At 62.0% G+C, this 22547-nt stretch carries 21 protein-coding genes, 1 pseudogene and 1 riboswitch; of the genes and pseudogenes, 21 read left to right on the plus strand and 1 reads right to left on the minus strand.

All coding sequences use genetic code 11. From position 1 onward, the window contains the following. Positions 1-7: 7 nt before the first annotated feature. The 21 genes and pseudogenes from NKH17_RS09805 (at position 8) to NKH17_RS09905 (ending at position 21560) form a co-directional block, all read left to right on the plus strand. Positions 8-973, plus strand: coding sequence for a carbohydrate ABC transporter permease (locus NKH17_RS09805; RefSeq protein WP_352895583.1), 966 nt, complete (start codon positions 8-10; stop codon positions 971-973). Next, positions 970-1830: a carbohydrate ABC transporter permease gene (locus tag NKH17_RS09810; protein WP_352895585.1), complete on the plus strand. Its 861-nt coding sequence runs from the start codon at positions 970-972 to the stop codon at positions 1828-1830. Before NKH17_RS09805 ends, NKH17_RS09810 begins: the two co-directional genes overlap by 4 nt. A gap of 21 nt (positions 1831-1851) precedes the next feature. Continuing rightward, positions 1852-2706 carry a sugar phosphate isomerase/epimerase family protein gene (locus tag NKH17_RS09815; RefSeq protein WP_352806602.1) on the plus strand — a complete coding sequence of 285 codons (855 nt, stop codon included), beginning with the start codon at positions 1852-1854 and terminating at the stop codon, positions 2704-2706. After that, positions 2703-3569, plus strand: coding sequence for a PfkB family carbohydrate kinase (locus tag NKH17_RS09820; protein ID WP_352895587.1), 867 nt, complete (start codon positions 2703-2705; stop codon positions 3567-3569). The genes NKH17_RS09815 and NKH17_RS09820 overlap by 4 nt, the downstream gene beginning before the upstream one ends. 2 nt (positions 3570-3571) lie before the next feature. Continuing rightward, entirely contained in the window at positions 3572-4990 is a 1419-nt protein-coding gene (locus NKH17_RS09825) for an NAD(P)/FAD-dependent oxidoreductase (RefSeq protein WP_352895589.1), read from the plus strand. Between the two features lie 478 nt (positions 4991-5468). After that, positions 5469-6194 (plus strand): GntR family transcriptional regulator, encoded by a 726-nt coding sequence (locus NKH17_RS09830; protein WP_352895591.1) that lies wholly within the window; start codon positions 5469-5471, stop codon positions 6192-6194. Positions 6195-6197: 3 nt separating this feature from the next. Next, positions 6198-7253: an ADP-ribosylglycohydrolase family protein gene (locus tag NKH17_RS09835; protein WP_352895593.1), complete on the plus strand. Its 1056-nt coding sequence runs from the start codon at positions 6198-6200 to the stop codon at positions 7251-7253. Then, the gene (locus NKH17_RS09840; RefSeq protein ID WP_352895595.1) at positions 7250-8233 is read left to right on the plus strand and encodes a PfkB family carbohydrate kinase; all 984 of its coding nucleotides are present in this window, start codon (positions 7250-7252) and stop codon (positions 8231-8233) included. The genes NKH17_RS09835 and NKH17_RS09840 overlap by 4 nt, the downstream gene beginning before the upstream one ends. A 38-nt stretch (positions 8234-8271) precedes the next feature. Beyond that, entirely contained in the window at positions 8272-9333 is a 1062-nt protein-coding gene (locus tag NKH17_RS09845; protein WP_352895596.1) for an ABC transporter substrate-binding protein, read from the plus strand. Positions 9334-9393: 60 nt separating this feature from the next. After that, positions 9394-10263 (plus strand): ABC transporter permease, encoded by an 870-nt coding sequence (locus NKH17_RS09850; protein WP_254816071.1) that lies wholly within the window; start codon positions 9394-9396, stop codon positions 10261-10263. Further along, positions 10263-11051 (plus strand): ABC transporter permease, encoded by a 789-nt coding sequence (locus NKH17_RS09855; protein ID WP_352452724.1) that lies wholly within the window; start codon positions 10263-10265, stop codon positions 11049-11051. The genes NKH17_RS09850 and NKH17_RS09855 overlap by 1 nt, the downstream gene beginning before the upstream one ends. Further along, positions 11051-12121, plus strand: coding sequence for an ABC transporter ATP-binding protein (locus NKH17_RS09860; protein WP_352895598.1), 1071 nt, complete (start codon positions 11051-11053; stop codon positions 12119-12121). The genes NKH17_RS09855 and NKH17_RS09860 overlap by 1 nt, the downstream gene beginning before the upstream one ends. Positions 12122-12476: 355 nt before the next feature. Continuing rightward, positions 12477-12822: pseudogene (locus NKH17_RS09865) on the plus strand (cyclic nucleotide-binding domain-containing protein); the annotation flags it as partial. A gap of 149 nt (positions 12823-12971) precedes the next feature. After that, positions 12972-14516 (plus strand): Fic family protein, encoded by a 1545-nt coding sequence (locus NKH17_RS09870; RefSeq protein ID WP_352895600.1) that lies wholly within the window; start codon positions 12972-12974, stop codon positions 14514-14516. A 166-nt stretch (positions 14517-14682) separates the two neighbouring features. Then, a riboswitch (TPP riboswitch) is annotated at positions 14683-14799 on the plus strand. 103 nt (positions 14800-14902) lie between these two features. Beyond that, positions 14903-16738 (plus strand): phosphomethylpyrimidine synthase ThiC, encoded by a 1836-nt coding sequence (thiC, locus tag NKH17_RS09875; RefSeq protein ID WP_352895602.1) that lies wholly within the window; start codon positions 14903-14905, stop codon positions 16736-16738. After that, entirely contained in the window at positions 16735-17736 is a 1002-nt protein-coding gene (thiO, locus tag NKH17_RS09880; protein WP_352895604.1) for a glycine oxidase ThiO, read from the plus strand. Before thiC ends, thiO begins: the two co-directional genes overlap by 4 nt. Beyond that, positions 17705-17902 carry a sulfur carrier protein ThiS gene (gene thiS / locus NKH17_RS09885; protein ID WP_254818579.1) on the plus strand — a complete coding sequence of 66 codons (198 nt, stop codon included), beginning with the start codon at positions 17705-17707 and terminating at the stop codon, positions 17900-17902. Before thiO ends, thiS begins: the two co-directional genes overlap by 32 nt. Before the next feature lie 3 nt (positions 17903-17905). Beyond that, positions 17906-18679, plus strand: coding sequence for a thiazole synthase (locus tag NKH17_RS09890; protein ID WP_352895606.1), 774 nt, complete (start codon positions 17906-17908; stop codon positions 18677-18679). Then, on the plus strand, positions 18676-19281 hold the full coding sequence (locus NKH17_RS09895; RefSeq protein ID WP_352707751.1) for a thiamine phosphate synthase: 606 nt from the start codon (positions 18676-18678) through the stop codon (positions 19279-19281). The genes NKH17_RS09890 and NKH17_RS09895 overlap by 4 nt, the downstream gene beginning before the upstream one ends. Continuing rightward, the gene (locus NKH17_RS09900) at positions 19272-20033 is read left to right on the plus strand and encodes a hydroxymethylpyrimidine/phosphomethylpyrimidine kinase (RefSeq protein WP_352895608.1); all 762 of its coding nucleotides are present in this window, start codon (positions 19272-19274) and stop codon (positions 20031-20033) included. The genes NKH17_RS09895 and NKH17_RS09900 overlap by 10 nt, the downstream gene beginning before the upstream one ends. Before the next feature lie 504 nt (positions 20034-20537). Continuing rightward, complete coding sequence (locus tag NKH17_RS09905) at positions 20538-21560, plus strand: LacI family DNA-binding transcriptional regulator (RefSeq protein WP_352895610.1); 1023 nt, start codon at positions 20538-20540, stop codon at positions 21558-21560. Here NKH17_RS09905 and NKH17_RS09910 read toward each other — a convergent pair. Continuing rightward, on the minus strand, positions 21548-22543 hold the full coding sequence (locus NKH17_RS09910; RefSeq protein WP_352895612.1) for an alpha/beta hydrolase: 996 nt from the start codon (positions 22541-22543) through the stop codon (positions 21548-21550). The two genes, NKH17_RS09905 and NKH17_RS09910, sit on opposite strands and share 13 nt — an antisense overlap. Positions 22544-22547 lie beyond the last annotated feature (4 nt).

Here is a 22547-nt window from a genome sequence, read left to right on the forward strand (position 1 = left end):
TGAGACGATGATCGAGGCTGCGGAAACAACGAAAAGCGGCGCCATCATCCATGGCGCCGCGAGGCGGCATGCGCCAGGCAAAAGGTCCCTGGCTCGGCTGCGCAGACTGTTGTCGTTCCGATGGGCGACGATCGCGCTGATTCTTATCGGCTGGTTTGTTTATTATCCAATCGTCGACAACTTCATCGTCAGCACAACGGATGAAGACATCTACACGGGCGAGGTCACCAATGTCGGCCTCGCCAATTACGAGCGGCTGTTGCAGGATCCTATCGTGCTGGTCGCGCTCCTGAACAACTGCCTTTACGCTCTGATTTCCGTCGTCTTCCAGGTCTTTGGCGCCTTTCTGCTGGCAGCAATCATCGAGGACCTGAAAAGCGAGCGCTGGCGCCGCTTCTGGCGGGCTGTGTATTTCGTCCCCTCGGCCATTTCGATCACTGTCACTGGCCTGCTGTTTTACTTCATCTACCAGCCGCAGATCGGATTGTTGGACGCGGTGCTTACTCGGCTCGGCCTTGGGCAACTCGTCCAGCCTTGGCTCGGCAATGAGCACACAGCGATCTACGCGATCATCGCCATGAGCCAGTGGCAGGGCTTTGGATATTCCACACTGCTGTTTGCCATCGCGATCCAGAAGATTCCGCGCGACCTCTACGACGCAGCCACAATGGATGGCGCGGGTGCGCTGAGACGGCTGTGGAGCATCACCTTTCCGCTCACCCGGGAGATGACGGGACTGATGGTGATCGTCACCGTGGCTGGAGCGTTCCAGGTATTCAACGAGGTCATGGTCATGACCGCCGGCGGGCCCAACAACAGCAGCCAGGTCTTGGGTACATGGCTCTATCAAAAGGCCTTCATCGAGGACAATTTCGGTTATGGCGCAGCGATTGCCGCCGTCATCTTCGGGGTGACGATGCTTACCGGCGTGGCGCAGCTTTGGTACACCAGGCGCCGCAGGGTGCAGCTATGAGCGCGGCCGTCGCCGCTGGGCGAGCCCGGCACGCGAATGTGTGGGCCGTCATCGCGAGGTCGTTGCTGTACTCGTTCCTCGTCTGCCTGGGCGTCGTGGTCATCTATCCGCTGGTCTGGATGGCGCTCAACGGTTTCAAGGACAATGCACAGATCTTTGGCGATCCGTTCGCCCTGCCTGCCCGTTGGTTGTGGGGCAACTATGTGCAGGCCTGGAATCACGGTGTGCGCGACTATGTGACCGTCTCCGTCCTTGTAACGGTCGCATCGGCCATGTGTACCGTGCTAATCAGCGCCTGGACGGCGTTTGGACTCACTCGAACCAAAATGCCAGCAAAGCCGTTGGTCGTTGCCATCGTGCTCGGCGGATTGATGCTCAGTCCGACGGTGGCGGTCATTCCGCTGGTCAAGATGCTGCAGGCGCTCGGTCTCTACAATACATATTGGGCGCTGATCATCCTCTATACGGCGTTTCGCGTGCCGTTCACCACCTTCCTGATCCGCGCCTATATGCTCGATCTGCCCAGCGATCTCGACGAGGCGGCGACGATGGACGGCGCCAGCGAGGGGCAGATATTCTGGCGGATCATTCTGCCCTTGTGCCGGCCCATCATCATCTCCTGCGTTATCCTGCACGTTCTGTTCGCCTGGAACGAATACCTGTTCGCGATGATCTTTACGAGCGGCGCCAATGTGCAGACGCTGCCGGTCGGCCTGACTTCAATCATGGCAAAGCACGGGACCAACTATCCCGTGGTCTTCGCGGCTATGACGATCTCGGCCTTGCCTATCGTGGTCGTGTTCTTTGCCGCGCAGCGCTACTTCATTCGTGGCCTGTCCGAGGGCATCGGCAAATAGCAATTCCTGAAAGGAGCCTTTATGCCGCAGCTTGCTGCCAATCAGCTGATCGGAGCCAATTTCAGCTTTCAGCACTTTCCATTCGATCGGGTCGCCGAGATGATCCGTGGGTTCGGCGTCGGGGAGATCGAGCTATGGGGCGTTGCGCCGCATCTCGACCTATTTCATGCTACCGACGCCCGTGTCGATTCCGTGCGTCGTGTGCTCGCCGACAACGGCCTGTCCACCTGGTGCTTCACTCCCGAACAGGTGCTGTACCCGATCAATATAGCCTCGGGTGACGAGGATTTCCGCCGCGCCAGCATCGAGCGGTTTTGTCGCGCCGCCGACATTTGCGCCATACTGGGCGCGCGCTACCTCTTCCTGACGCCCGGGCGAGGCTACGAGAGCGAGGCGCCTGAGCAGGCATGGGCACGCGCCGCCGAGGCGCTCGGCGAGGTCGCAGAGCATGCCGATCGCAACGGCGTGCGTTGCCTGCTCGAGCCGCTGCAGCGGCTCGAGACCAACATTGTCAATGATGCGGCCGGCCTGCGCCGCATGCTCGATCAGGTGGGCGCCGACAATATGGACGTCGTGCTGGACTCGGTCTGCATGGCGACGGCGGGCGACACGGTGTCGGACTACGTCAATCTGTTTGGCTCGCGGCTGGCGCATGTGCAGCTGGTCGACGGCACCCCGGCCGGACATCTGGTCTGGGGAGACGGGTCGCTGCCGCTCGGTCGCTATGTCAGCGAATTGGCGAACTCTGGATACAAAGGCAAGATTACTTTCGAGCCGTTCGGCAACGGGTCCTATGCGCTCGATCCGGTAAAGGCCTGGACACGCTGCCTGTCTGCGATCGAACCTTATCTGAACCGCACCGTGGTGCCGGCATGACCGCACAGGCATCGCCAAAACTTGTCGCCGTAGGCGACAATTGTCTCGACGCCTATCTCACGAATGGGCTGCTGACCGTTGGCGGCAACGCCTTGAATGTAGCAGCGCAATGGCGACGCAACGGCTGGTCGGCTCGCTATTTCGGCGCCATAGGCGAGGATACCGAGGGCGAGATCGTATTTGCGGAATTGGCCAGGGTCGGGTTGTCGCCGAGCGATGTTGAACGTCTTCCTGGCGACACGGCCGTCACCCTGTTGCGTGATCAGTCCGGCGAGCGGAAATTTCTGCATGAATCCTTTGGAGTCGGCGAAAACTATATGCCGGCTCCTGAACACTACGCCCATATCGCTGCTGCTGACTGGGTGCATTTGGGCACCAACTCCAACAAGGAGCTCGTCCGCCGCCTGGTGGCCGACCATGTGTCGTTCAGTGTCGACATATCGACGGCACATCTGCTGCTACCGCTCGAGGGCGTGTCGCTGCTGTTTGCGTCCGGACCCAACGACGCCGATACGCCCGTTGAACCGCTTCTAGGGGCGCTGAGGGCAGCCGGCGCACGCCAGGTGGTGCTGACCTGCGGCCGCCGCGGCTCCTACTTCGATAATGGCACCAGCATCGTGCACGCCGCAGCCACGCCGGTCGATGTCGTCGACACGTGCGGTGCGGGAGACAGCTTTATCGCGACATTCCTGACCACCTTCTGCTGCGACAAGCTGAGCGCCGCCGAAGCGCTGCACAGGGCCTCCGTCGCGGCTGCCGAGACCTGCACTCATCTCGGCGGGTTTCCGCAGAAGCCGCGTCCTATTCCGGACTGGCTGCTCGCCAAATATGCCAGCTCGATCATCGACGCCCAGGGAGCTTGAACGTGGCGACGCTTCGTTTGCGACAGCCGACAGTCGCAGCCCCGTCCAGTCGCTCATTCTGGCTGCAGGACATCGGTGCCGCTGCTTGTACTGAGCCGCTGCAGGGCAGCGAGCGCGCCGACGTGGTGATTGTCGGCGGCGGCTACACCGGCCTGTGGACGGCGCTGCGCATCCGTGAGCTCGCTCCGGAAACCCGTGTAACCGTGATAGAGGCCGATCTCTGCGGCTCGGGAGCCTCGGGCCGCAATGGTGGTCAGGTTCACTCTTGGTTCGCCGAACTCGACCAGATCAGCAGTGTCGTTGGGGTCGAGGAGGCGCGGCAGCTGTGTGGCGACACGGTGGACACCATTGCCGAGCTCGATGAGCTGCAGCGACAGGGCACGATCGACATGGATCTGCGGCTAGATGGCTGGCTGTGGACGGCGAGCTCGATTGCGCAGGAGGGTGCATGGGAGCGCGCGGTCGAAATGACCGCGGCAGCTGGCCAGAACCGGTTTAGGCCGCTCACGGCAGAAGAGATCGCGCGCCGCACTGGATCGTCTGCGTCCTACGTCGGCGTCATCGAGGCGAACGCAGGCACGGTGCATCCGGCCAAGCTTGCCATAGGACTGCGCGACCTGGCGATCTCACGCGGCGTCATCGTCCATGAGCGCAGCCCGGTTATCGACATTGAAACCGGCAAAACATGTGCGGTGCGTACGCAGCAGGGCACCGTGCATGCCGAGAAAGTGGTGCTTGCGGCAAATGCGTGGCTCTCGGCACTGCCGGAGCTGCGCCGCCATCTTTACGTCGTTGCCAGCCAGGTGATCGCCACCGCTGAAACACCGGAGTTGCTTGACCGCATCGGGTGGCGCGACGGCGCGTCGATCTGCGACTCGCAGAGTCAGGTTCTGTATTATCAGCGCACCCAAAAGGGCCGGGTCGTGTTCGGCCGGGGAAGCGGCAACGTCGCTTTCAGAGGCAATTTCGGCTCCAGCTTCAACCGCAGCCCGGAGCATGGTCGCGACAATTTGCGCGAACTGCACCGGGTCTACCCGGCGCTGCGTAGCGTCCCGATCGAATATGACTGGGCCGGGCCGATCGATTGCGTGCCCGAGCATGTCCCCGTCTTCGATCACCTGCACAGTCATCCCAATATCTTCTATGGCATGGGCTTTAACGGGACCGGAATTGCGCAGACGGCGATCGGCGGCCGCATCCTCGCCAGCCTGGTGCTCGAGCACAATGATCGCTGGAGCGCCAGCGGCCTTGTCGGCATCGACCGGCGGCAGGCATTGCCTCCGGAGCCGTTCCGTTATCTCGGCGCCAAGCTTGTGCGCAGCGCAATCCGACGCAAGAACGACGTCGAGATCCACAACCGGAAGCCGGATGCGCTCACCCGTTTTCTTGCCCAGCTCACGCCGGGGCATCGCAAGCCATAATAGTCCTACCTAGCAGTCTGCTTCAGCTGCATTCAGCCCAGCCGATCCGCACTGGGCCGATGTCATGGTAGGCAGGCGAAGAAACATACAGCAGGTCAATATCCTTGCACGGCATCGACCTCGACATAGAGAGGTGCTGCAACTCAGGCGTGATCCTGGTTTCCCCACTTTCCCTGTGCCCTTCAGCACGCTTGGCGTCGGCACGTGCAGCGTCTCGGGCTCGCTTCAGTTCACTGATTCGCCCTTTGAGATTGCAATCATCTAAATCGGCGACGCCATTCGATCGCCTCGCACAATCGCGTTAGCTTGGCTTCAGCCTCCGCCGCCTGCCTCTTCAGCTCGATGACTCGGCCTTTTTGCCGCTCTGCTTGCTCGTCGCGACGCCTAATCAAGCCCAACAGCAGCTCCATGCGGCACTCGTTGACAAGCCTGCCGTGATATGAACAGGATTATACAGGCTCACTGAACAGGTACCCATATGAAGCGGCGCTCGGTTCAACTGTCTCCCGGCACGGGCAAGCCCGAACAGATCGCTACCGTTCTCGAACATGAAATCCGCTCCGGTGTTCTGGGCTTCGGCGACCGGTTGCAAAGCGAGAACGAGCTCGTCCAGCGTTTCTCCGTCAGCCGTAACACCGTTCGCAAGGGTCTCGAGGAACTGTCTAGCCGCGGGCTGATCACCACCAAAGTCGGGATCGGCTCTTTCGTCACCTTCGATGGCAAGCCCGTTGATGACTCGATCGGTTGGTCGCGGGCGCTGGCCAACGCCGGCGCCAATGCCGAGACCCGCACGCTGCGGCTCGAGGTGATCGAGGACCCTGATCTTGCCGCGCTGCTCGGTATAGAAAACCCCTTCTTCATCGCTGTCGATCGGGTGCGAACCAATGCCAGCGACGGCCACGCTATCTCAATCGAGCGCAGCCGCCTGCCGCTATCCCCCGAATTGGAGGATGTGCCGTTGCGCGGCCTGCGCGAAGGCTCCCTGCACCAGACGCTTCGCGGCGCCGGCCTCATTCCCGACCATGGCGAGGAATGGGTCGGGATCGAAATGCTCAACCCTGAGGACGCTGCAATCCTCGGCTGCCCGCAAGGCACGCCGTTCCTGCGCGGTCGTCGGCTGACCCGCGCCGCCGATGACCGGCCGATCGAATATGTGACCAGCCTGCTCAACCCGGCGCATTTTGCGCTGCATATGAGGTTCTGAGAGATGCCCGACGACACCCGGGACACGACCGATCGGGCTATGGGAGCGCTTGTCGGCGGGGCACTGGGAGATGCGCTGGGCATGCCGACGCAGCTTTTGTCGCCGGCGCGGATTGCCGAACTCTACGGCCAGGTCGAAGGCTTCATTACTCCTTTCGCCGACCATCCGGTGTCGAAGGGGCTCCCGGCCGGAACGATCACCGACGACACCGAACAGGCGCTTCTGCTTGGCCGTATCTTGGTCGAATCCGGTAACCGGTTCGACCATGCGCGGTGGGTCAACGCGCTGCTCGACTGGGAACGCGATGTCAAGGCGCGCGGCAGCTACGATCTGCTGGGACCATCAACCAAACGCGCCATCGACGCCATCAACAATGGTATACCAGCCGAGGAAGCCGGGCGCAGTGGCGACACAAATGGTGCGGCCATGCGCATCGCGCCAGTAGGTATCATGATGCCGCTGGAGCCGCTTGACGCGCTGGTCGCCAAAGTGGCCGAAACCTGCATGGCGACGCACAACACGTCGATCGCAATCGCTTCGGCCGCAGCGGTCGCTGCCGCCATCAGCCGCGGCGTCGCTGGCGGCGACTGGCGTGCCGCTTCCGACAACGCCATCACGGCAGCGAGACGAGGGGCGACGCTCGGCCATTGGGCGACCGGCGGTGACATTGCTGCGCGCATTGCTTGGGCGCAGGAGCTTGTGCGCGGCAAGGCGACGAAGGACGCGATCCGACTGATCATCGATCTGGTCGGCACCGGCGTCGCCAGCCAGGAGTCGGTTCCGGCTGCATTCGCAGTGCTGGAAGTCGCCGGTGGTGACCCTTGGCAGGCGGCAGTCATCAGTGCCAATCTCGGTGGCGACACCGACACGATCGGCGCCATCGCGGCCGGCATGGCCGGTGCCTGCACCGGCTTTTCCCGATTGCCTCAGAACCGCATTGCAAACCTCAAGGGCATCGACATGACGGGGGTTAGCGCGCTCGCCGCCGACCTTGTTGTGGCGCGGATGTCCAAGGGCCGTGTGGACAAGGGCAGTGGCGGCAAGGATGCGGCGGCATGAGAGGGCGTCTCGTCCATGTCGGCAGCGCGGTGGTCGACTATGTTTACCGCATCGATGCCTTGCCGGCCCCGGGCACGGAGAAGACTGCGTCGAGCTATGCACGAGTCGCCGGCGGCGGCTTCAACATGATGGTCGCGGCCAGCCGCACCGGCATGAAGGTGGTGTTCGGCGGCCAACTCGGCAGCGGACCCAATGGCGACTTCCTGCGCAGCGCCTTCAACGCCGAGGGTATCAGTACTGTGACCCCGCCATCGCCCATGATGGACAGCGGCCATTGCGTCGCCTTGATCTCGAGCGATGCCGAACGCACCTTCGTGTCTTGGCCGGGCGCTGAAAGCGTACTCAGCCTCGACATGCTGGCGCCCGTGGTGGTCGCTGCAGACGACTGGGTGTTCACGTCAGGCTATACGCTGAGCTATCCCAAGGGCCGCGACGCGCTCACCGACTGGATCGAGGCGCTTCCGGCCGACACACCGCTTGTCCTCGACCCGACACCTGTCATCACCGACATTCCCTACCCTATCCTGTCGCGGATACTCGCCCGTACTACCTGGTTGAGCTGCAACACGACGGAAGCGGCCGCGATTGCCGGTCCGGGCGCCGTCGAGACACTCGCGTCACGGCTGCTAAGTGACCACTCCCCTAAGGCCGTTGGCGTCGTCATTCGTGCTGGCGCGAAAGGCTGCCATGTGCGGCTGGCCGACGGCTCGGCGCAAACGATTGCCGGCTTCGAGGTCGCCGCCCTCGACACCAATGGCGCCGGCGACACCCATATCGGCGCTTTCGTCAGTGCGCTGGCGCGCGGCATGCCGCCTTTTGCGGCAGCGCGCTACGCCAATGCGGCGGCGGCCATTTCCGTCACCCGCCACGGTGGTTCATCAGCGCCGACCGACCACGAGATCCAGACATTCCTGAGCCATGGCGGTCCGCCGATCGGCCTCCATGGCCAGAAGCAAGAGGCCAAACGCCCGACAGCCTGACAAGCCCGGGAAGCGGGCAAACACAGAGAGGAACGAACATGCGCATGCCCGACTTGACTGCCCTGCTGACGGCGACCGCCGTCCTCACCTCCGCACTTGCATTTGCCGCAAACGCCGACGAGGTGCACGTACTCAACTGGAAGGGCTACGGCGCCGACGAGCCGTGGGCCATCGAGGCCTTCGAGAAGGCGACCGGCAACAAGGTCGTCAACGACTTCTTCAATTCCGAACAGGAAATGCTGACCAAGCTCAGGACCAATCCCGGCCTCTACGACGTCGTTATGATCAACGCCGCCTTCAACGACCAGGCAATGGCGGAAAAGCTGATCCAGCCGATCGACACATCCAAGCTGCCGAACTATGCCGACATCAGCAAGGACAAGGCGAGTTCGCCGATGCTTGTCCATAACGGCAAGGTCTATGGGGTACCGTGGGTCTGGGGACTGACGGCGCTCGCCATCAACGACAAGTCCTTCGACAAGCCGCCAACGAGCATCGCTGAAATGTGGGATCCCGCCCACAAGGGCCGCGTCACCATCCGTGACGATGCCGTCGAGGCGGTGCAGTTCGGCGCCATTGCCACCGGCCAGAACATCAACGATGTCAAGGACATGGAGGCGGTCAAGGCGAAACTCACCTCGCTCATGCCGCAGATCAAGACGTTCTGGAGCTCGGAGAACGACTGGAACCAGATGGTTGCCTCTAACCAGATCGACATCGGCACCTATTGGAGCGGCTCGGCCGACCGCGCCAAGACCCATTTCAAGCTGCCGGTCTCGCTCGTGATCCCGCGGGAGGGCGCTGTCGCCTGGCTCGACGCCTTCTCCATTCCCGTCGGTTCCAAGAATGTCGCCGGCGCCGAGGCCTTCATCAACTACATGGTCGACCCGACGTTCTATGTCGAATGGGTCACCAAGGTCGGAGCCCCGGTATCCGCCAATACCAAGGCTGTGGAAGCACTTCCCGAGGATGCGTTCAACCGCAAGGTGATGGGTGACCCGGCAGTTGCCAAGCGCATTCAGTTCCAGGCGCCGATCACAGACGCCCAGCGCGAAGCCTATCTGTCGCTCTGGCAGCAGCTCAAGGTCAACGTGAAGTAACAGCAGAAAGCGGGATCAGCCGATCTTACATGTCGGCTGATCCTTCCCTGGGAGGATGTCATGGCAGCACAGGTTGCGGCCGCGTCGCGCAGCGGGCTGAGATCGGCCTTGCCACTGCTGGCGCCTGCCTATCTCTGGCTGACCGTTGCGATCTTCTTGCCGCTCTCAGCCATGGTCTTCTTCTCTCTGATGACCGAGCTGCCGTTGTCGGGCAAGCCGTGGGCGTTCACGCTCGAAAACTATACCGCCTTCTTCTCGCAAAGCCTCTATCTGACGCTTCTGCTCGCCTCGCTGCGCCTCGGCCTCGAAGTGACGCTGTGGTGCATCATCGTCGGTTATCCCGCCGCTTATGTGCTAGCCAAGGTGCTGAAAGGCCGTAGCCGCGAAGCGATTTTCCTGCTCGTCATCCTGCCGTTCTGGTCAAATGGGCTTGTGCGCATCTTCTCCTGGGCGATGGTGCTGCGCGAAGGGGGCATTCTCGATACCGCGCTCAACGCCGTGCTGCCGTTCAAGATCAATATCGACCTGATGTATTCCTATCCGGCTGTCATCATCGGGCTAGTGCACTCCTACGTTCCTTACATGGTGCTGACCTGCTACCTGACCCTACAGGCCATCGACGACTCGCTGATCGAGGCCGGGCGCTCGCTCGGCGCATCGCGGCTGCAGATGCTGAAGCGGGTCATCATTCCGCTGTCGATGCCGGGGCTGGTGGCTGGCGCGGCCCTCATCTTCGTCCCGGTCGTTGGCTCGTTCATGGAGCCGCGCATACTTGGCGGCCGTACCGGCACCTTTTACGGCACTGTCATCGAGGACCAGTTCGTCGCCGTGTTCAATTGGCCGCTGGGTGCTGCGCTCTCCTTTATCCTGCTGGCCGTCGTGCTGGTCATCCTGGCGGTTGCCTCGCCGGTGCTGAGGAGGGCTATGTGATGGCGACGACACGGGTCCTCGAATGGCTCGGCCGCCTCTACATCTGGCTATTGCTCGCCTTCCTCTATGTGCCCATCATCATCATGGCGCTGATGTCTTTCAACGTTTCGCCCTTCTATCAGCTGCCGTTCGAATGGACGACGGAATGGTATGCCTCGCTGTGGCAGAACGACCAGCTCATCTCAGCCACCTGGAACAGCCTCGAGATCGCGGTCATCACCACCATCATTTGCGTGGTGCTTGGCTCCGCGGCGTCACTGGCGCTCTACCGCTATGAGTTTCGCGGCAAAAAATTCCTGCAGGCGCTGCTGTTTCCGCCAATCGCCATTCCGTGGCTGATTACCGGCACGGCGATGCTGATCTTCTTCTTCGGCGTCGGCATCGGGCGCGGTCTGTTCGCCATCCTGCTCGGCCACGTCGCGCTTGCACTGCCCTATGTCATCGTCGTCGTATCGGCCCGGCTGCAGACCTTCGCGCCCGAGTTGGAAGAGGCGGCGCGCTCGCTCGGCGCCAATCAATGGCAGGTGACGAACCGCGTCACGCTGCCCTGGATCATGCCGGGTGTCATTGCCGGAGGGCTGTTCGCTTTCGCCGTGTCCTTCGACCAGTTCGTCGTATCCTACTTTCTGTCGACGCCCGGCCAAACGACGCTGCCGGTCGAAATCTACGCCGCGATCCGTAAGGGATTCACACCTGAGATCAATGCGGTCTCGACAATCATCATTGTCGTGTCGATGGCATTGATGCTGCTCACGGCGCGCTTCTTCAAATTCGGCGGAGAGAAATAATGGCGGGCGTGCAGGTATCGAATGTGTCGCGCAGTTTTGGCGCGCACAAGGCGCTGGACGATGTCTCCATCGATTTTGCCGACGGCGGCTTCTACGCCCTGCTCGGTCCCTCCGGCAGCGGCAAGACCACGCTGCTGCGCCAGATCGCCGGCTTCGACTTTCCCGACTCTGGCCGCATCTCCATAGGCGGCGAAAGTGTTGAGCGGGTGCCAGTGGAGAAGCGGCGCATCGGCATGGTGTTCCAGAACTACGCGCTGTTTCCCAATATGAGCGTCGCCGACAATGTCGCCTTCGGCTTGTCCGTGCGCGGCGAGCCCAAGGCAGTGATTGCTGCCGAGGTGCAGGGGGCGCTCGACCTCGTGCAACTCGGCAAGCTCGGTGGTCGCCGGCCACACCAGCTCTCCGGCGGCCAGCGCCAACGGGTGGCGCTCGCTCGCGCCATCATCACCAAGCCGCGTGTGCTTCTGCTCGACGAGCCGCTCGGCGCTCTCGACAAAGCGCTGCGCGTCGGAATGCAGCTCGAGCTCAAGCGCATCCAACGCGAGATCGGCATCACCACAATCTTCGTCACCCACGACCAGGAAGAAGCGCTGACGATGAGCGACCGCGTCGGCATTCTGCGAGACGGCAAGCTGGTGCAGGAAGGCCCGCCCGAGGAGATCTACAATCGGCCGAAGAGCGAGTTCGCCGCCACCTTCCTCGGCGATGCCAACATTTTTCGTGGCGAGAGCACAGGCAACGGCATCCGGCTGCCGGACGGCACAGCGATTTTCGCTGGATCTGGCGCCAACCTTGCCCCTGGCGCAAAGGCCAGTTGCGCCGTACGGCCCGAACGCATCCGCATCTTCACTGATGATGCCGAGGCTACGGATGCGGCCAATGCGAATGTGCTGCGAGGCCAGGTGTCGAAGCGCATCTTCGCCGGAAATAGCAGCACCTACTTTGTCGAGCGTGCTGGCCAGACGCTCAAGGTGATTGTGCTGAACACCGGTGCCGTCAGGCTGCCGGAAGGTCAGGATGTCGTGCTGCGTTGGTCGCCGGAAAGCACGGTCTCGATCGTGTCGGGGTAGCAGGCCAAAGATGCACCACTGACCGACTCAGATGGGGAGTGTGGATGGCATGGCGTTTGTGATGGCAAAAAGATTGCAGCATTCCTGGTTGAGGTCGGCGCCTCAATTTCCCTGAGCGACAGGATCGGTCGGTGTATTTGGATGGTGTCAATCCGGCGCCCTCTTCTCTCCCGGATCGTGCATGGTACCCCGAAAACCGTTCTGCATTGCTCCCAACGGCCTGACGATCCTGTGCAGCATTGGGCCAGACCGCTAGCGCCTCTGCGCTAGGTAATTTCCCGGAGGGACATAACCGAATTTCGCGGCCTGCGGAATCGCGCGATTGCCGTGTCACGGACCAACCGGGAAAACAGCCATGCACGCCCAATCGACCTCCAGAATTTCGCTGCCGTCACACTCTTTGCAGTCGAGCCTGCCTGCTCGCGTTCGATCCGACACCGCTACAGCCGGTCAGCTTCTTTCCCTCCGGTTCGGAGATCTATGCCCAAGGTGAAAAAGCCGGAGCCTTCTATCAGGTCGAGTTTGGCGGCGTCCGTATTTACCGCCTGCTTGCGGACGGTCGCAGGCAGATAAGCGCCTTCCATCTGGCTGGGGAGACATTCGGCTTCGAAGCCGACACAACCCATCATTTCTTCGCCGAAGCCATCAATGCCACGGGTGTGCGCGTCATCCGCTTTGCCACTGGTGCAAATATCAGCCGATGGCGGAATTGTTACTTTGTCGACTTCAGCAATGTGTTAGAATCGTTTTTCGGAAAAAGTGGCCTTGTGGCATCAATTTTCATGGAATAGGATCATTTTTCATAGTTTCGGCGGAACTGACCAAAATTCGATAAAAGGATTCGCTTTTCATGCCTGCGGCGCAACAGCACCAATTTTCAGGTCCTGTTACTGTTTTTCAGGAAATCCGCCTTCCTGAAAGGGCCACCCCGGCCGGGTACAGCGCCCTGATAGGAGCCTACAGGCTCGCCGTGCCCTTGCCCCGCACGTTGTTCGCTACTGGCGAGCATCATCGCATTACCGAACGGGATGGCTGGCGGATCATGACTCCCCGCCATGCCCCAAATCCTACCCTCGAAGGTCACCTGACCTTCGCGCTCAAGTACGAGGGACTGGACCTTGCCGTCCTCAAGCGGCTGTTCCAAGTGACCGGTCCCGCGCCGATCGAGGCGCTGGTCCGTGAAAGTCGGACCGGCAGTTATGCCCGCCGCATCTGGTTTTTATATGAATGGCTGAGGGGCGCGCGTATCGATCTGCCGGACGCGGATGCCGGAAGATACGTTCCGGTTGTCGATCCTGAGCTGCAGTGGCCCGGACGCGAGAAGACCGCTTCGCGCTACCGTGTAAGGGACAATCTCCCCGGCACGCGTGAGTTCTGCCCTCTGGTGTTCCGCACCAAGATTCTCGAAAAATTCATCGGCCTCGGACTATCGAGGCGCGCGGAGGCAATCGTAGCGGACGTGCCGCGCGACGTCCTTGCTCGGACCGCCGCCTTTCTTTTGCTCAAAGACTCGCGATCAAGTTACGCGATCGAGGGCGAGCGGCCGCCGCAAGATCGCATCCAACGCTGGGGCCGCGCGATCGGCGAAGCCGGCGGCCGGCCAATAGATCGCGATGAGCTGCTGCGTCTGCAAAGAATTGTACTCGGCGACGCCCGTTTCGTCAGACTGGGCTTCCGAAAAGAAGGAGGATTCGTCGGTGGGCATGACCGAGACAACCGCATGCCCCTGCCCGATCACATTAGCGCTCGGCCCGAGGACCTGCCGCAGCTAATTGATGGAATGGTGGCCTTCGATCAAGGCGCGGCGCAAAACCTTGATGCAGTTATAGCCGCCGCAATTCTCGCCTTCGGCTTTGTCTACATCCACCCGTTCGAGGACGGAAACGGCCGCATTCACCGCTACCTAATCCACCACGTCCTTGCCATGCACGGTTTCAATCCACCGGGAGTGGTCTTTCCCGTCTCAGCGGCGATCCAGGACAAGATCAACGAGTACAGGGGCGTGCTCGAGAGCTATTCGCAACGCCTTCTGCCGTTGGTTGAATGGGAACCGACGCCCGAATTCAACGTCCGGGTTCTGAATGACACCGGTGATTTCTACCGTTTCTTCGATGCAACCCCACACGCCGAATTCCTCTATGCCTGCGTTCAGCGGACGATCGAACGGGACCTTCCGGAGGAAACCGCTTTTTTGCAGCGCTATGACCAATTTCGGCGGCAGGTGGACGCCTCTATCGACATGCCCGAGCGGCTGACGGACCTGCTCTTCCGTTTCCTTCACCAGAATGGTGGCCATCTGTCCAATCGCGCATGCGAAAAGGAATTCGCCGCGCTGACCAATGAGGAGGCAGGGAGAATCGAGGCCATCTACGCGCAAACCTTTGGTGGCAAGTGAAGGCGTAACCTTCACAAGGATCTTCAGGCCAACGGTTGCGATCCTTATCCCGGCCTTCGTCACCAACTCTTGGTTGTCGAGTTTTTTCCGCACCGTCTGACCGACCGCCGATCACGGCCTCGGCCCAAATGCGCTTGACAAATCGACGCCGGCCCGTTCAACCTGAGGCATTCACCAGGGGGGTCCCGGCAAGGGGCTGAGATACTGCTGGCTTTCGCGGCGCAGTGACCCGTTGAACCTGATCCAGTTCATACTGGCGTAGGGACGGTGCAAGCGCTTAGCGGGAGTTTACGCCCCAGGTCCTGTTTCGGCAGGTCAACCAAAGCGTCTTTTCATCCTTCCGGCACAGAACTGGGTCTCCAATGCATGAGCAAAGGAGCCTCAAGATGAATGCCCTCACCCCAGCCGTCTCAACGGGACCGCTGCCTGCCTCACGGAAAATCCACAAGCCCGGCACCATCCACCCACAGATTAGGGTGCCGATGCGCGAAGTCTCCGTCCATCCGACGGCCGGCGAGCCGCCCGTCACCGTCTACGATCCGTCCGGCCCCTATACCGATCCGGCTGTCGCAACCAGCATCGAAAAAGGCCTAGCCCGACTTCGCCACGAATGGATTTTGGCGCGCGGTGATGCCGAGGCCTGTGACGGGCGCCATGTCCGGCCGGAGGACAACGGGTTCGCTACGGGCGAACGCCTGACGCCAGAATTTCCCATTCGCAACCGGCCACTTAGGGCCAGGGCCGGCAAGGCGGTGACACAGCTTGCCTATGCGCGCGCCGGCATCATCACGCCCGAAATGGAGTTCGTCGCCATCCGCGAGAACCTTGGTCGTGAGATCCTGCATGGCAAGCTTGACCGTGACGGCGAGGCTTTCGGCGCGACGCTGCCCGATTTCGTGACGCCGGAATTCGTCCGAGAGGAGGTGGCGCGCGGACGCGCAATCATTCCCGCCAACATCAACCATCCCGAGAGCGAACCGATGATCATCGGTCGCAATTTCCTGGTCAAGATCAACGCCAATATCGGTAACTCCGCCGTCACCTCGTCCATGGCCGAAGAGGTCGAAAAGATGGTGTGGGCGATCCGCTGGGGCGCCGATACGGTGATGGACCTGTCGACCGGCCGCAACATCCACAACATCCGCGACTGGATCGTGCGCAACTCGCCGGTGCCGATCGGCACGGTGCCGCTCTACCAGGCGCTCGAGAAGGTTGGCGGCATTGCCGAGGATCTGACCTGGGAGGTCTACCGCGACACGCTGATCGAGCAGGCCGAACAGGGCGTCGACTATTTCACCATCCATGCGGGCGTGCGGCTGCACTACATCCCGCTGACCGTTGACCGGGTCACTGGCATCGTCTCGCGCGGTGGCTCGATCATGGCCAAATGGTGCCTGCACCATCACCGGGAAAGCTTCCTCTACGAACATTTCGCCGAGATCTGCGACATTTGCCGCGGCTATGACGTGTCCTTTTCGCTGGGCGACGGCCTTCGTCCCGGCTCGATCGCCGACGCCAATGACGCAGCACAATTCGCCGAGCTGGAGACGCTCGGCGAGCTGACACAGATCGCCTGGGCGAAGGATTGCCAGGTAATGATCGAAGGCCCCGGCCACGTGCCTATGCACAAGATCAAGGAGAACATGGACAAGCAGCTCGCCGTCTGCGGCGAGGCGCCGTTCTATACGCTTGGGCCGCTGACGACCGACATCGCGCCGGGCTACGACCACATCACCTCCGGCATCGGCGCGGCGATGATCGGTTGGTTCGGCACCGCCATGCTCTGCTACGTCACGCCCAAGGAACATCTCGGCCTTCCCGATCGCAACGACGTCAAGACGGGCGTCATCACCTACAAGATAGCCGCACACGCCGCTGATCTGGCGAAGGGTCATCCGGCGGCGAAACTCAGGGATGATGCCCTTTCCCGCGCGCGCTTCGAGTTCCGCTGGGAGGACCAGTTCAACCTGTCGCTCGACCCCGAAACCGCGCGGTCCTTCCACGATCAGACCTTGCCCAAGGAGGCGCACAAGCTGGCGCATTTCTGCTCGATGTGCGGGCCGAAATTCTGCTCGATGCGTATCTCCCACGACATCCGCGCCGAGGCGCAGACGGAGGGCATGGCGGCGATGGCGGCGAAATACCGCGAGGGCGGCAATCTCTACATACCGGCTGACGAGACCGGCGCACCGGCCATGCCACAGGCGCGTGCGCCATCATGAGGGTGCTGGTCAAAGGGGCCGGCGTTGCCGGCCTCACCGCCGCCTTCGAGCTCGCCGCACGCGGCGCGGCGACCACCGTTGCCGAGACAAGGCCTGCTATCGAGGGCAATGCGTCGTGGTTCGCCGGTGGTATGCTCGCGCCATGGTGCGAGCGTGAAAGCGCCGAGCAGCCGGTGCTGGATCTCGGACGCGATGCTGCCGACTGGTGGGATGCGGTGCTACCGGGTCAGGTGATACGTGCCGGAACGTTGGTCGTGGCCGCGCTGCGTGATACTGGCGAGCTCGACCGGTTCGCCAGCCGCACGTCGGGATATCGGCGGGTCGACGAAGACGAAATTTCACTCCTGGAACCCGACCTCGCCGGCCGCTTCTGGCGCGGATTGCTCTTCCCCGATGAGGCTCATCTCGACCCGCGCCAGGCAATGGTAGCACTTCATGACAAGCTCGCGGCCATGGGCGTCGAATTCCGCTTCGGCGCCGACGCCCAGCCTGTTTCCGATTTCGATCGTCAGATCGACTGCACTGGAATCGCAGCAGCCGATGACAGGCTGCGCGGCGTTCGCGGCGAAATGCTGATCCTGCGCACGCCTGATATCTCGCTGTCGCGCCCGGTCAGGCTGCTGCATCCGCGCTTTCCGCTTTATGCGGTGCCGCGTGCCGACACGCAGTTCATGATCGGCGCGACTATGGTTGAAAGCCAGTCCGCCGGACCGGTGACGGCGCGTTCGATGATGGAACTGCTCGGTGCCGCCTATGCCCTCCACCCGGCTTTTGGCGAGGCCGGGATCGTTGAAACAGGTGTCGGCATCCGTCCAGCCTTTCCCGACAATCTGCCGCGCGTGGAGGCACTTGGAACTGCCGTCGCGATCAATGGACTCTATCGCCATGGTTTTCTTCTCGCCCCTGCCATGGCGCGCCAGGCTGCCGACCTCGTTTTCAATCAAGACGCAACCAAGGAACTTGCTCATGAAACTGATGGTCAACGGCGAGGCGCATGAGGTTGCCGCCGCCACGCTGGCCGAACTGCTTGCCGCGCTCGACTATGAGGGCGATTGGCTGGCGACGGCGGTCAACAGCGACCTCGTGCACAAAGCCAAGCGGGCGGAATTCCAGTTGAGCGACGGCGACCGGATCGAAATCCTCTCGCCCATGCAAGGCGGTTAGACCATGTTAGAGCTTTATGGAACCGAGCTTCCGTCGCGCCTGCTTCTCGGTACCGCTCAATATCCTTCGCCGGCCATCCTTGCCGAGGCCGTCAAGGCGTCGGGAACCTCGGTGGTGACCGTCTCGCTGCGCCGCGAGATGGCAGGCGGCAGGGCTGGCGAAAAATTCTGGTCACTGATCCGCTCGCTCGGCGTCAGAATCCTGCCCAACACTGCTGGCTGTCACTCCGTCAAGGAAGCGGTCACGACCGCGAAAATGGCGCGCGAGGTCTTCGGCACCAGCTGGATCAAGCTCGAAGTGATCGGCAATCACGACACGCTGCAGCCGGACGTGTTCGGCCTGGTCAAAGCCGCGCGCATCCTGTGCGAGGACGGTTTTGATGTATTCCCTTATACCACCGATGACCTTGTCGTCGCCGAGCGGCTGCTGGAGGCGGGCTGCAAGGTCTTGATGCCATGGTCCGCGCCGATCGGTTCGGCGCTGGGGCCGGTCAACATCACAGCGCTGCGCTCGATGCGCGGACATTTCCCTGGCGTCCCGCTGATTGTGGATGCGGGGCTGGGACGACCTTCGCACGCGGCCACCGTCATGGAACTCGGCTTTGACGCCGTCCTCCTGAACACAGCGGTCGCCAGGGCGGCCGATCCGGTCGGCATGGCGCGTGCGTTCGGCAAGGCGGTCGACGCCGGCCGTGAGGCTTTCAGTTCGGGAATGCTCGAACCGCGCGACGTCGCCGTGCCATCGACACCGACGATCGGCAGAGCAGTTTTTTCATGAAGCTCGATCCCTTCTACCTGATCGTCGACAGCGCTGCCTGGATCGAACGGCTAGTGCCACTCGGCGTCAGGCTGGTGCAGCTGCGCATCAAGGATAGGGACGAGGTCACGCTGCGCTCGGAAATCCGCCGCGCGAACGACGTCTGCGCGGTCCATGGTTGCCAACTGATTGTCAACGACTATTGGCGACTCGCCATTGAGGAAGGCTGCGACTTCGTACATCTCGGCCAAGAGGATTTGGCTGCGGCTGACCTGCTGGCGATTAAGTACGCCGGATTGAAGCTCGGGCTTTCGACCCACGATCATACCGAACTGGAAACGGCGCTAGCGGCCGAGCCGGACTATGTGGCCCTGGGGCCTATTTATCCCACTAGCCTCAAGAAGATGAAATGGGCGCCGCAGGGGCTCGAGCGGATCAGCAAATGGAAGCATCGGGTAGCGCCGATCCCATTGGTCGCCATCGGCGGCCTCAACCCCGACCGGCTCGACAGTGTCTTTGAGGCTGGTGCGGACAGCGCGGCCGTGGTCACCGACATCACGCTCAACGCCGATCCCGAAACACGCACGCGAGAGTGGATCGAAAGGACAGAGAAATGGCGCTGAGGCGAGAACCGCATGTGCTCGTTGTCAGTGGTTCGGACTCCAGCGGGGGCGCCGGAATAGGACGCGATATCGAGACGATCTCCTCCCTTGGTGTGCGCACCTGCCTGGCTGTCACCGCGCTGACGGTGCAAACGCACGAAACCGTCATGGCAGTCCATCCTTCTCAGCCCGGTCTCGTGGCCGATCAGATGCGCGCTGCGCTGCAGGCCAACAATGTGACGGCCATCAAGATCGGCATGCTCGCAACCGCTGAGATCGTGGCTGGCGTTGCCGCCGTGCTGCGCGAAAATCCGCAGGTGCCGGCAGTGCTCGACCCGGTTCTGGTCTCCACTTCAGGTCGAGCGCTACTCGAAACGGACGCCATCGCCGCCATGAAACGCGATCTGATGCCGTTTTGCCGTCTCGTCACACCCAATCTTTTCGAGCTGGCGCTCCTTGTTGGCGCTGAACCGGCGGCGAACGAGAGCGATGCGGTGAGACAGGGACGGAAATTGCTGGCAGTTGGCGCACAGGCCCTGCTGATCAAGGGCGGCCACGCGGCGGGACCCCGATCGACCGATATTCTTTTGCACTTTGATCAAGAACCAATCCGCTTTGACACACCGCGACTTTCCGTATCGATGCGCGGGACGGGCTGCATGCTGGCCAGCGCGATTGCGGCGCATCTGGCGAACGCGAGCCCACTCGAAAACAGCGTGCGCAAAGGCAAGCTGTTTGTGTTCGAGCAGCTTCAGAAGAAGGCAGCCGAATGACCGCGGCATCTCCCGGCCCAGTCGAGCTTAAGTCCGCGTCGCTCGCCGCGAGATTCTCGACGATACGGCTGCCGCTCACATCCTTCGATCATGCGCACGCGCGGTTCGCTGTCGGGAGTGACGCCAGACTCCTCCGGGGCGAGTAAGTTCGTTCGCTGGCGCAGATCGATAGTGCCAATATAGAAACAATCGTCGCACAAGACTGTCGCACCCCGATACGGCTTGATCTGAGCGACGGTCGAGGGCGCTCAAAGCCCGAGGCCTCGTTTCCGGCCTAAACTCCAATCCACTGCGCTGCTTGCGTGCAACGTCCCGGATGTGAATACGGCTTGGTATATTTCACGTCAATTAATAAATTTACGCATGCAATAATTTTTGTCCACGCGTTGATAATTTGCAAAGCTTCCTGTAAAATTTCGACTTGCAGTCGCGCGCCGGCTCACCATAGGAAATCATCGGGGACAACGCATGGACCAGGCCGAAATCCATGCTGCGAGGGTTTGAATGGCGATGACGCACAAGACGATGGAGGATTTCGCCCGTTCGTGCGGCGTGTCCCGGCCCACGCTCTCCAAATATTTCGACGATCCGACCAGCGTCAAGCCGGCGACGCGCAAGCGCATCGAGGAAGCGCTGCGCTCGTCCGATTACCAGCCTAATCTGTTTGCGCGGAACCTCAACCGCAAGCGCACGCGCAGCATTGGCATTGTCGTGCCGACTGTGACCGATCCGTTCTATTCGGAGATGGTCAGCCGCATCGAGCTTCGGCTGCGCGACGAAGGCTACTGGCCGATCGTCATCTCCTCGCACGGCTCGACCGAACTCGAAGTCGAGGCGACGCGGACCATCCTGTCGCTCAAGGTCTCGGGCGCGCTCGTCGCGCCGCTCGGGCGGCGCTCCGACCATCGGACGCTCGAGAAGCTGACGCAGGCGATCCCGATCGTCTATTTCGACACTTACCTCGAGGGCAACACGCCCTTCGTCGGCAACAACAACACGCAGAGCGTCGCGACCATCGTCGACTATCTCTGCCGCTCGGGCGACGCGCCGGTTTATTTCGACATCCCGCACGTCAACCACAATTCACCCGAACGGCTGAGCAGCTATGTCGCCTCGATGAAGCGGCTCGGGCATGAGCCCATCGTGATCGGCAACAGCAAGGACTACACTTGGGATTTCGAGCGCATCGGCTACGAGCAGACGGAAAGAATGCTTAGCAATGGCGACCTGCCGGGCAAGACCATCCTGTGCAACAATGACCGTCTGGCCTTCGGCCTGATGGCCGCAGCCTTTGCCCGGGGACTCAAGATCGGCCGCAAGCCCGACTGCGACCTGCGCGTCGCCGCGCATGACGACCATCCGCTTAGCCGCTACGCATGCCCAGGCCTCACCACCATGGCACAGGACTTCGCGTCGATGGCCGGGCGCAGCGTCGAGACGCTGCTTGCCCTGCTCAATGAAGACGAGACGGCGGTCGCGCCCAAGGTCAAACTCGACGCGACGCTAGTGATGCGTCAGTCGGCTTGATCTTTCGCGAAAGCGAGATCGAAGCCTTGCCATGCGGCAACCGCCGCCTCGACCGCCTGCCGTGATGCCGGCCCGTGACGGCCCATCGAGACGAAGCCGTGGATTTGGCCCGGCCAGCGCCTGAGCACGACCGGCACACCGGCGTCCTGTAGGCGCCCGGCATAGGCTTCGCCCTCGTCGGCGAGGATGTCATGACCGGCGATGGCGATGAAGGCGGGCGCCACTCCCACAAGGCTTTCGGCTTTGAGCGGCGAGACGCGCCAATCGCCGACATCGGCGGCGTCGCGGACATAGTGGTCGCGGAACCAGGCCATGGTCGTGGCAGTCAGGCCAAAACCTTTGGCAAAGCGACGATAGCTGTCCGCCGTCTGCGCGGCATCGGTGTTGGGGTAGAGCAGCAGTTGCGCCGTCAGCGGATGTTTGTCCCCACGCGCAATGAGGCTGAGCACAGTGGCCAGATTGCCGCCGGCGCTGTCGCCTGCGACGGCGATGCGTTTCGGGTTGATGCCGAGATCGGCGGCATGATCCTGCATGAAGGACAGCACGGCGCGGCAGTCTTCCACCGCGGCCGGAAACTTGTGCTCCGGCGCCAGCCGGTAATCCGGCGACACGACGACGCAAGCCGCGACATTGGCGAACCAGCGGCAGATCTCGTCATGCGATTCGAGATTGCCGATTACCCAGCCGCCGCCATGCAGATAGAGCAGCGCCGGAGCATCCGCATCAGGCGCGCCCTGCCCGCGATAGATCCTCAGCGTCAGCGGCCCACCGGGTCCGGCGATTGTGCGCTCGGTGACTGAGCCCACCGGCTCGCGGCCGCCTTGTAGATCGGGAAGACCGTCTACATAGGCACGGCGCGCCTGTTCCGGCGTGCCAGCCTCGAAGGGCGGCCTGTTCGCCCGGCGGCCGAGATCGAGAACATGTCGCGCCTGCCGGTCGAGCGCGGACGGGGACGGCGTTGCCATCAGTGGCGTTGTCGTCATCGGC

The sequence above is a fragment of the Mesorhizobium sp. M1334 genome (assembly GCF_040317995.1).
Taxonomy (GTDB): domain Bacteria; phylum Pseudomonadota; class Alphaproteobacteria; order Rhizobiales; family Rhizobiaceae; genus Mesorhizobium.

Bases quoted from the DNA above. Each gene is read 5' to 3' on its own strand.
- NKH17_RS09820 (WP_352895587.1), top strand. From the start codon at position 2,703: ATGACCGCACAGGCATCGCCAAAACTTGTCGCCGTAGGCGACAATTGT.
- NKH17_RS09895 (WP_352707751.1), top strand. From the start codon at position 18,676: ATGAAGCTCGATCCCTTCTACCTGATCGTCGACAGCGCTGCCTGGATC.
- NKH17_RS09855 (WP_352452724.1), top strand. From the start codon at position 10,263: ATGGCGACGACACGGGTCCTCGAATGGCTCGGCCGCCTCTACATCTGG.
- thiO (WP_352895604.1), top strand. From the start codon at position 16,735: ATGAGGGTGCTGGTCAAAGGGGCCGGCGTTGCCGGCCTCACCGCCGCC.
- NKH17_RS09815 (WP_352806602.1), top strand. From the start codon at position 1,852: ATGCCGCAGCTTGCTGCCAATCAGCTGATCGGAGCCAATTTCAGCTTT.
- NKH17_RS09860 (WP_352895598.1), top strand. From the start codon at position 11,051: ATGGCGGGCGTGCAGGTATCGAATGTGTCGCGCAGTTTTGGCGCGCAC.
- NKH17_RS09870 (WP_352895600.1), top strand. From the start codon at position 12,972: ATGCCTGCGGCGCAACAGCACCAATTTTCAGGTCCTGTTACTGTTTTT.
- NKH17_RS09905 (WP_352895610.1), top strand. From the start codon at position 20,538: ATGGCGATGACGCACAAGACGATGGAGGATTTCGCCCGTTCGTGCGGC.
- NKH17_RS09805 (WP_352895583.1), top strand. From the start codon at position 8: ATGATCGAGGCTGCGGAAACAACGAAAAGCGGCGCCATCATCCATGGC.
- NKH17_RS09835 (WP_352895593.1), top strand. From the start codon at position 6,198: ATGCCCGACGACACCCGGGACACGACCGATCGGGCTATGGGAGCGCTT.
- NKH17_RS09900 (WP_352895608.1), top strand. From the start codon at position 19,272: ATGGCGCTGAGGCGAGAACCGCATGTGCTCGTTGTCAGTGGTTCGGAC.
- thiC (WP_352895602.1), top strand. From the start codon at position 14,903: ATGAATGCCCTCACCCCAGCCGTCTCAACGGGACCGCTGCCTGCCTCA.
- NKH17_RS09810 (WP_352895585.1), top strand. From the start codon at position 970: ATGAGCGCGGCCGTCGCCGCTGGGCGAGCCCGGCACGCGAATGTGTGG.
- NKH17_RS09910 (WP_352895612.1), bottom strand. From the start codon at position 22,543: ATGACGACAACGCCACTGATGGCAACGCCGTCCCCGTCCGCGCTCGAC.
- NKH17_RS09890 (WP_352895606.1), top strand. From the start codon at position 17,906: ATGTTAGAGCTTTATGGAACCGAGCTTCCGTCGCGCCTGCTTCTCGGT.
- NKH17_RS09830 (WP_352895591.1), top strand. From the start codon at position 5,469: ATGAAGCGGCGCTCGGTTCAACTGTCTCCCGGCACGGGCAAGCCCGAA.
- NKH17_RS09850 (WP_254816071.1), top strand. From the start codon at position 9,394: ATGGCAGCACAGGTTGCGGCCGCGTCGCGCAGCGGGCTGAGATCGGCC.
- thiS (WP_254818579.1), top strand. From the start codon at position 17,705: ATGAAACTGATGGTCAACGGCGAGGCGCATGAGGTTGCCGCCGCCACG.
- NKH17_RS09840 (WP_352895595.1), top strand. From the start codon at position 7,250: ATGAGAGGGCGTCTCGTCCATGTCGGCAGCGCGGTGGTCGACTATGTT.
- NKH17_RS09845 (WP_352895596.1), top strand. From the start codon at position 8,272: ATGCGCATGCCCGACTTGACTGCCCTGCTGACGGCGACCGCCGTCCTC.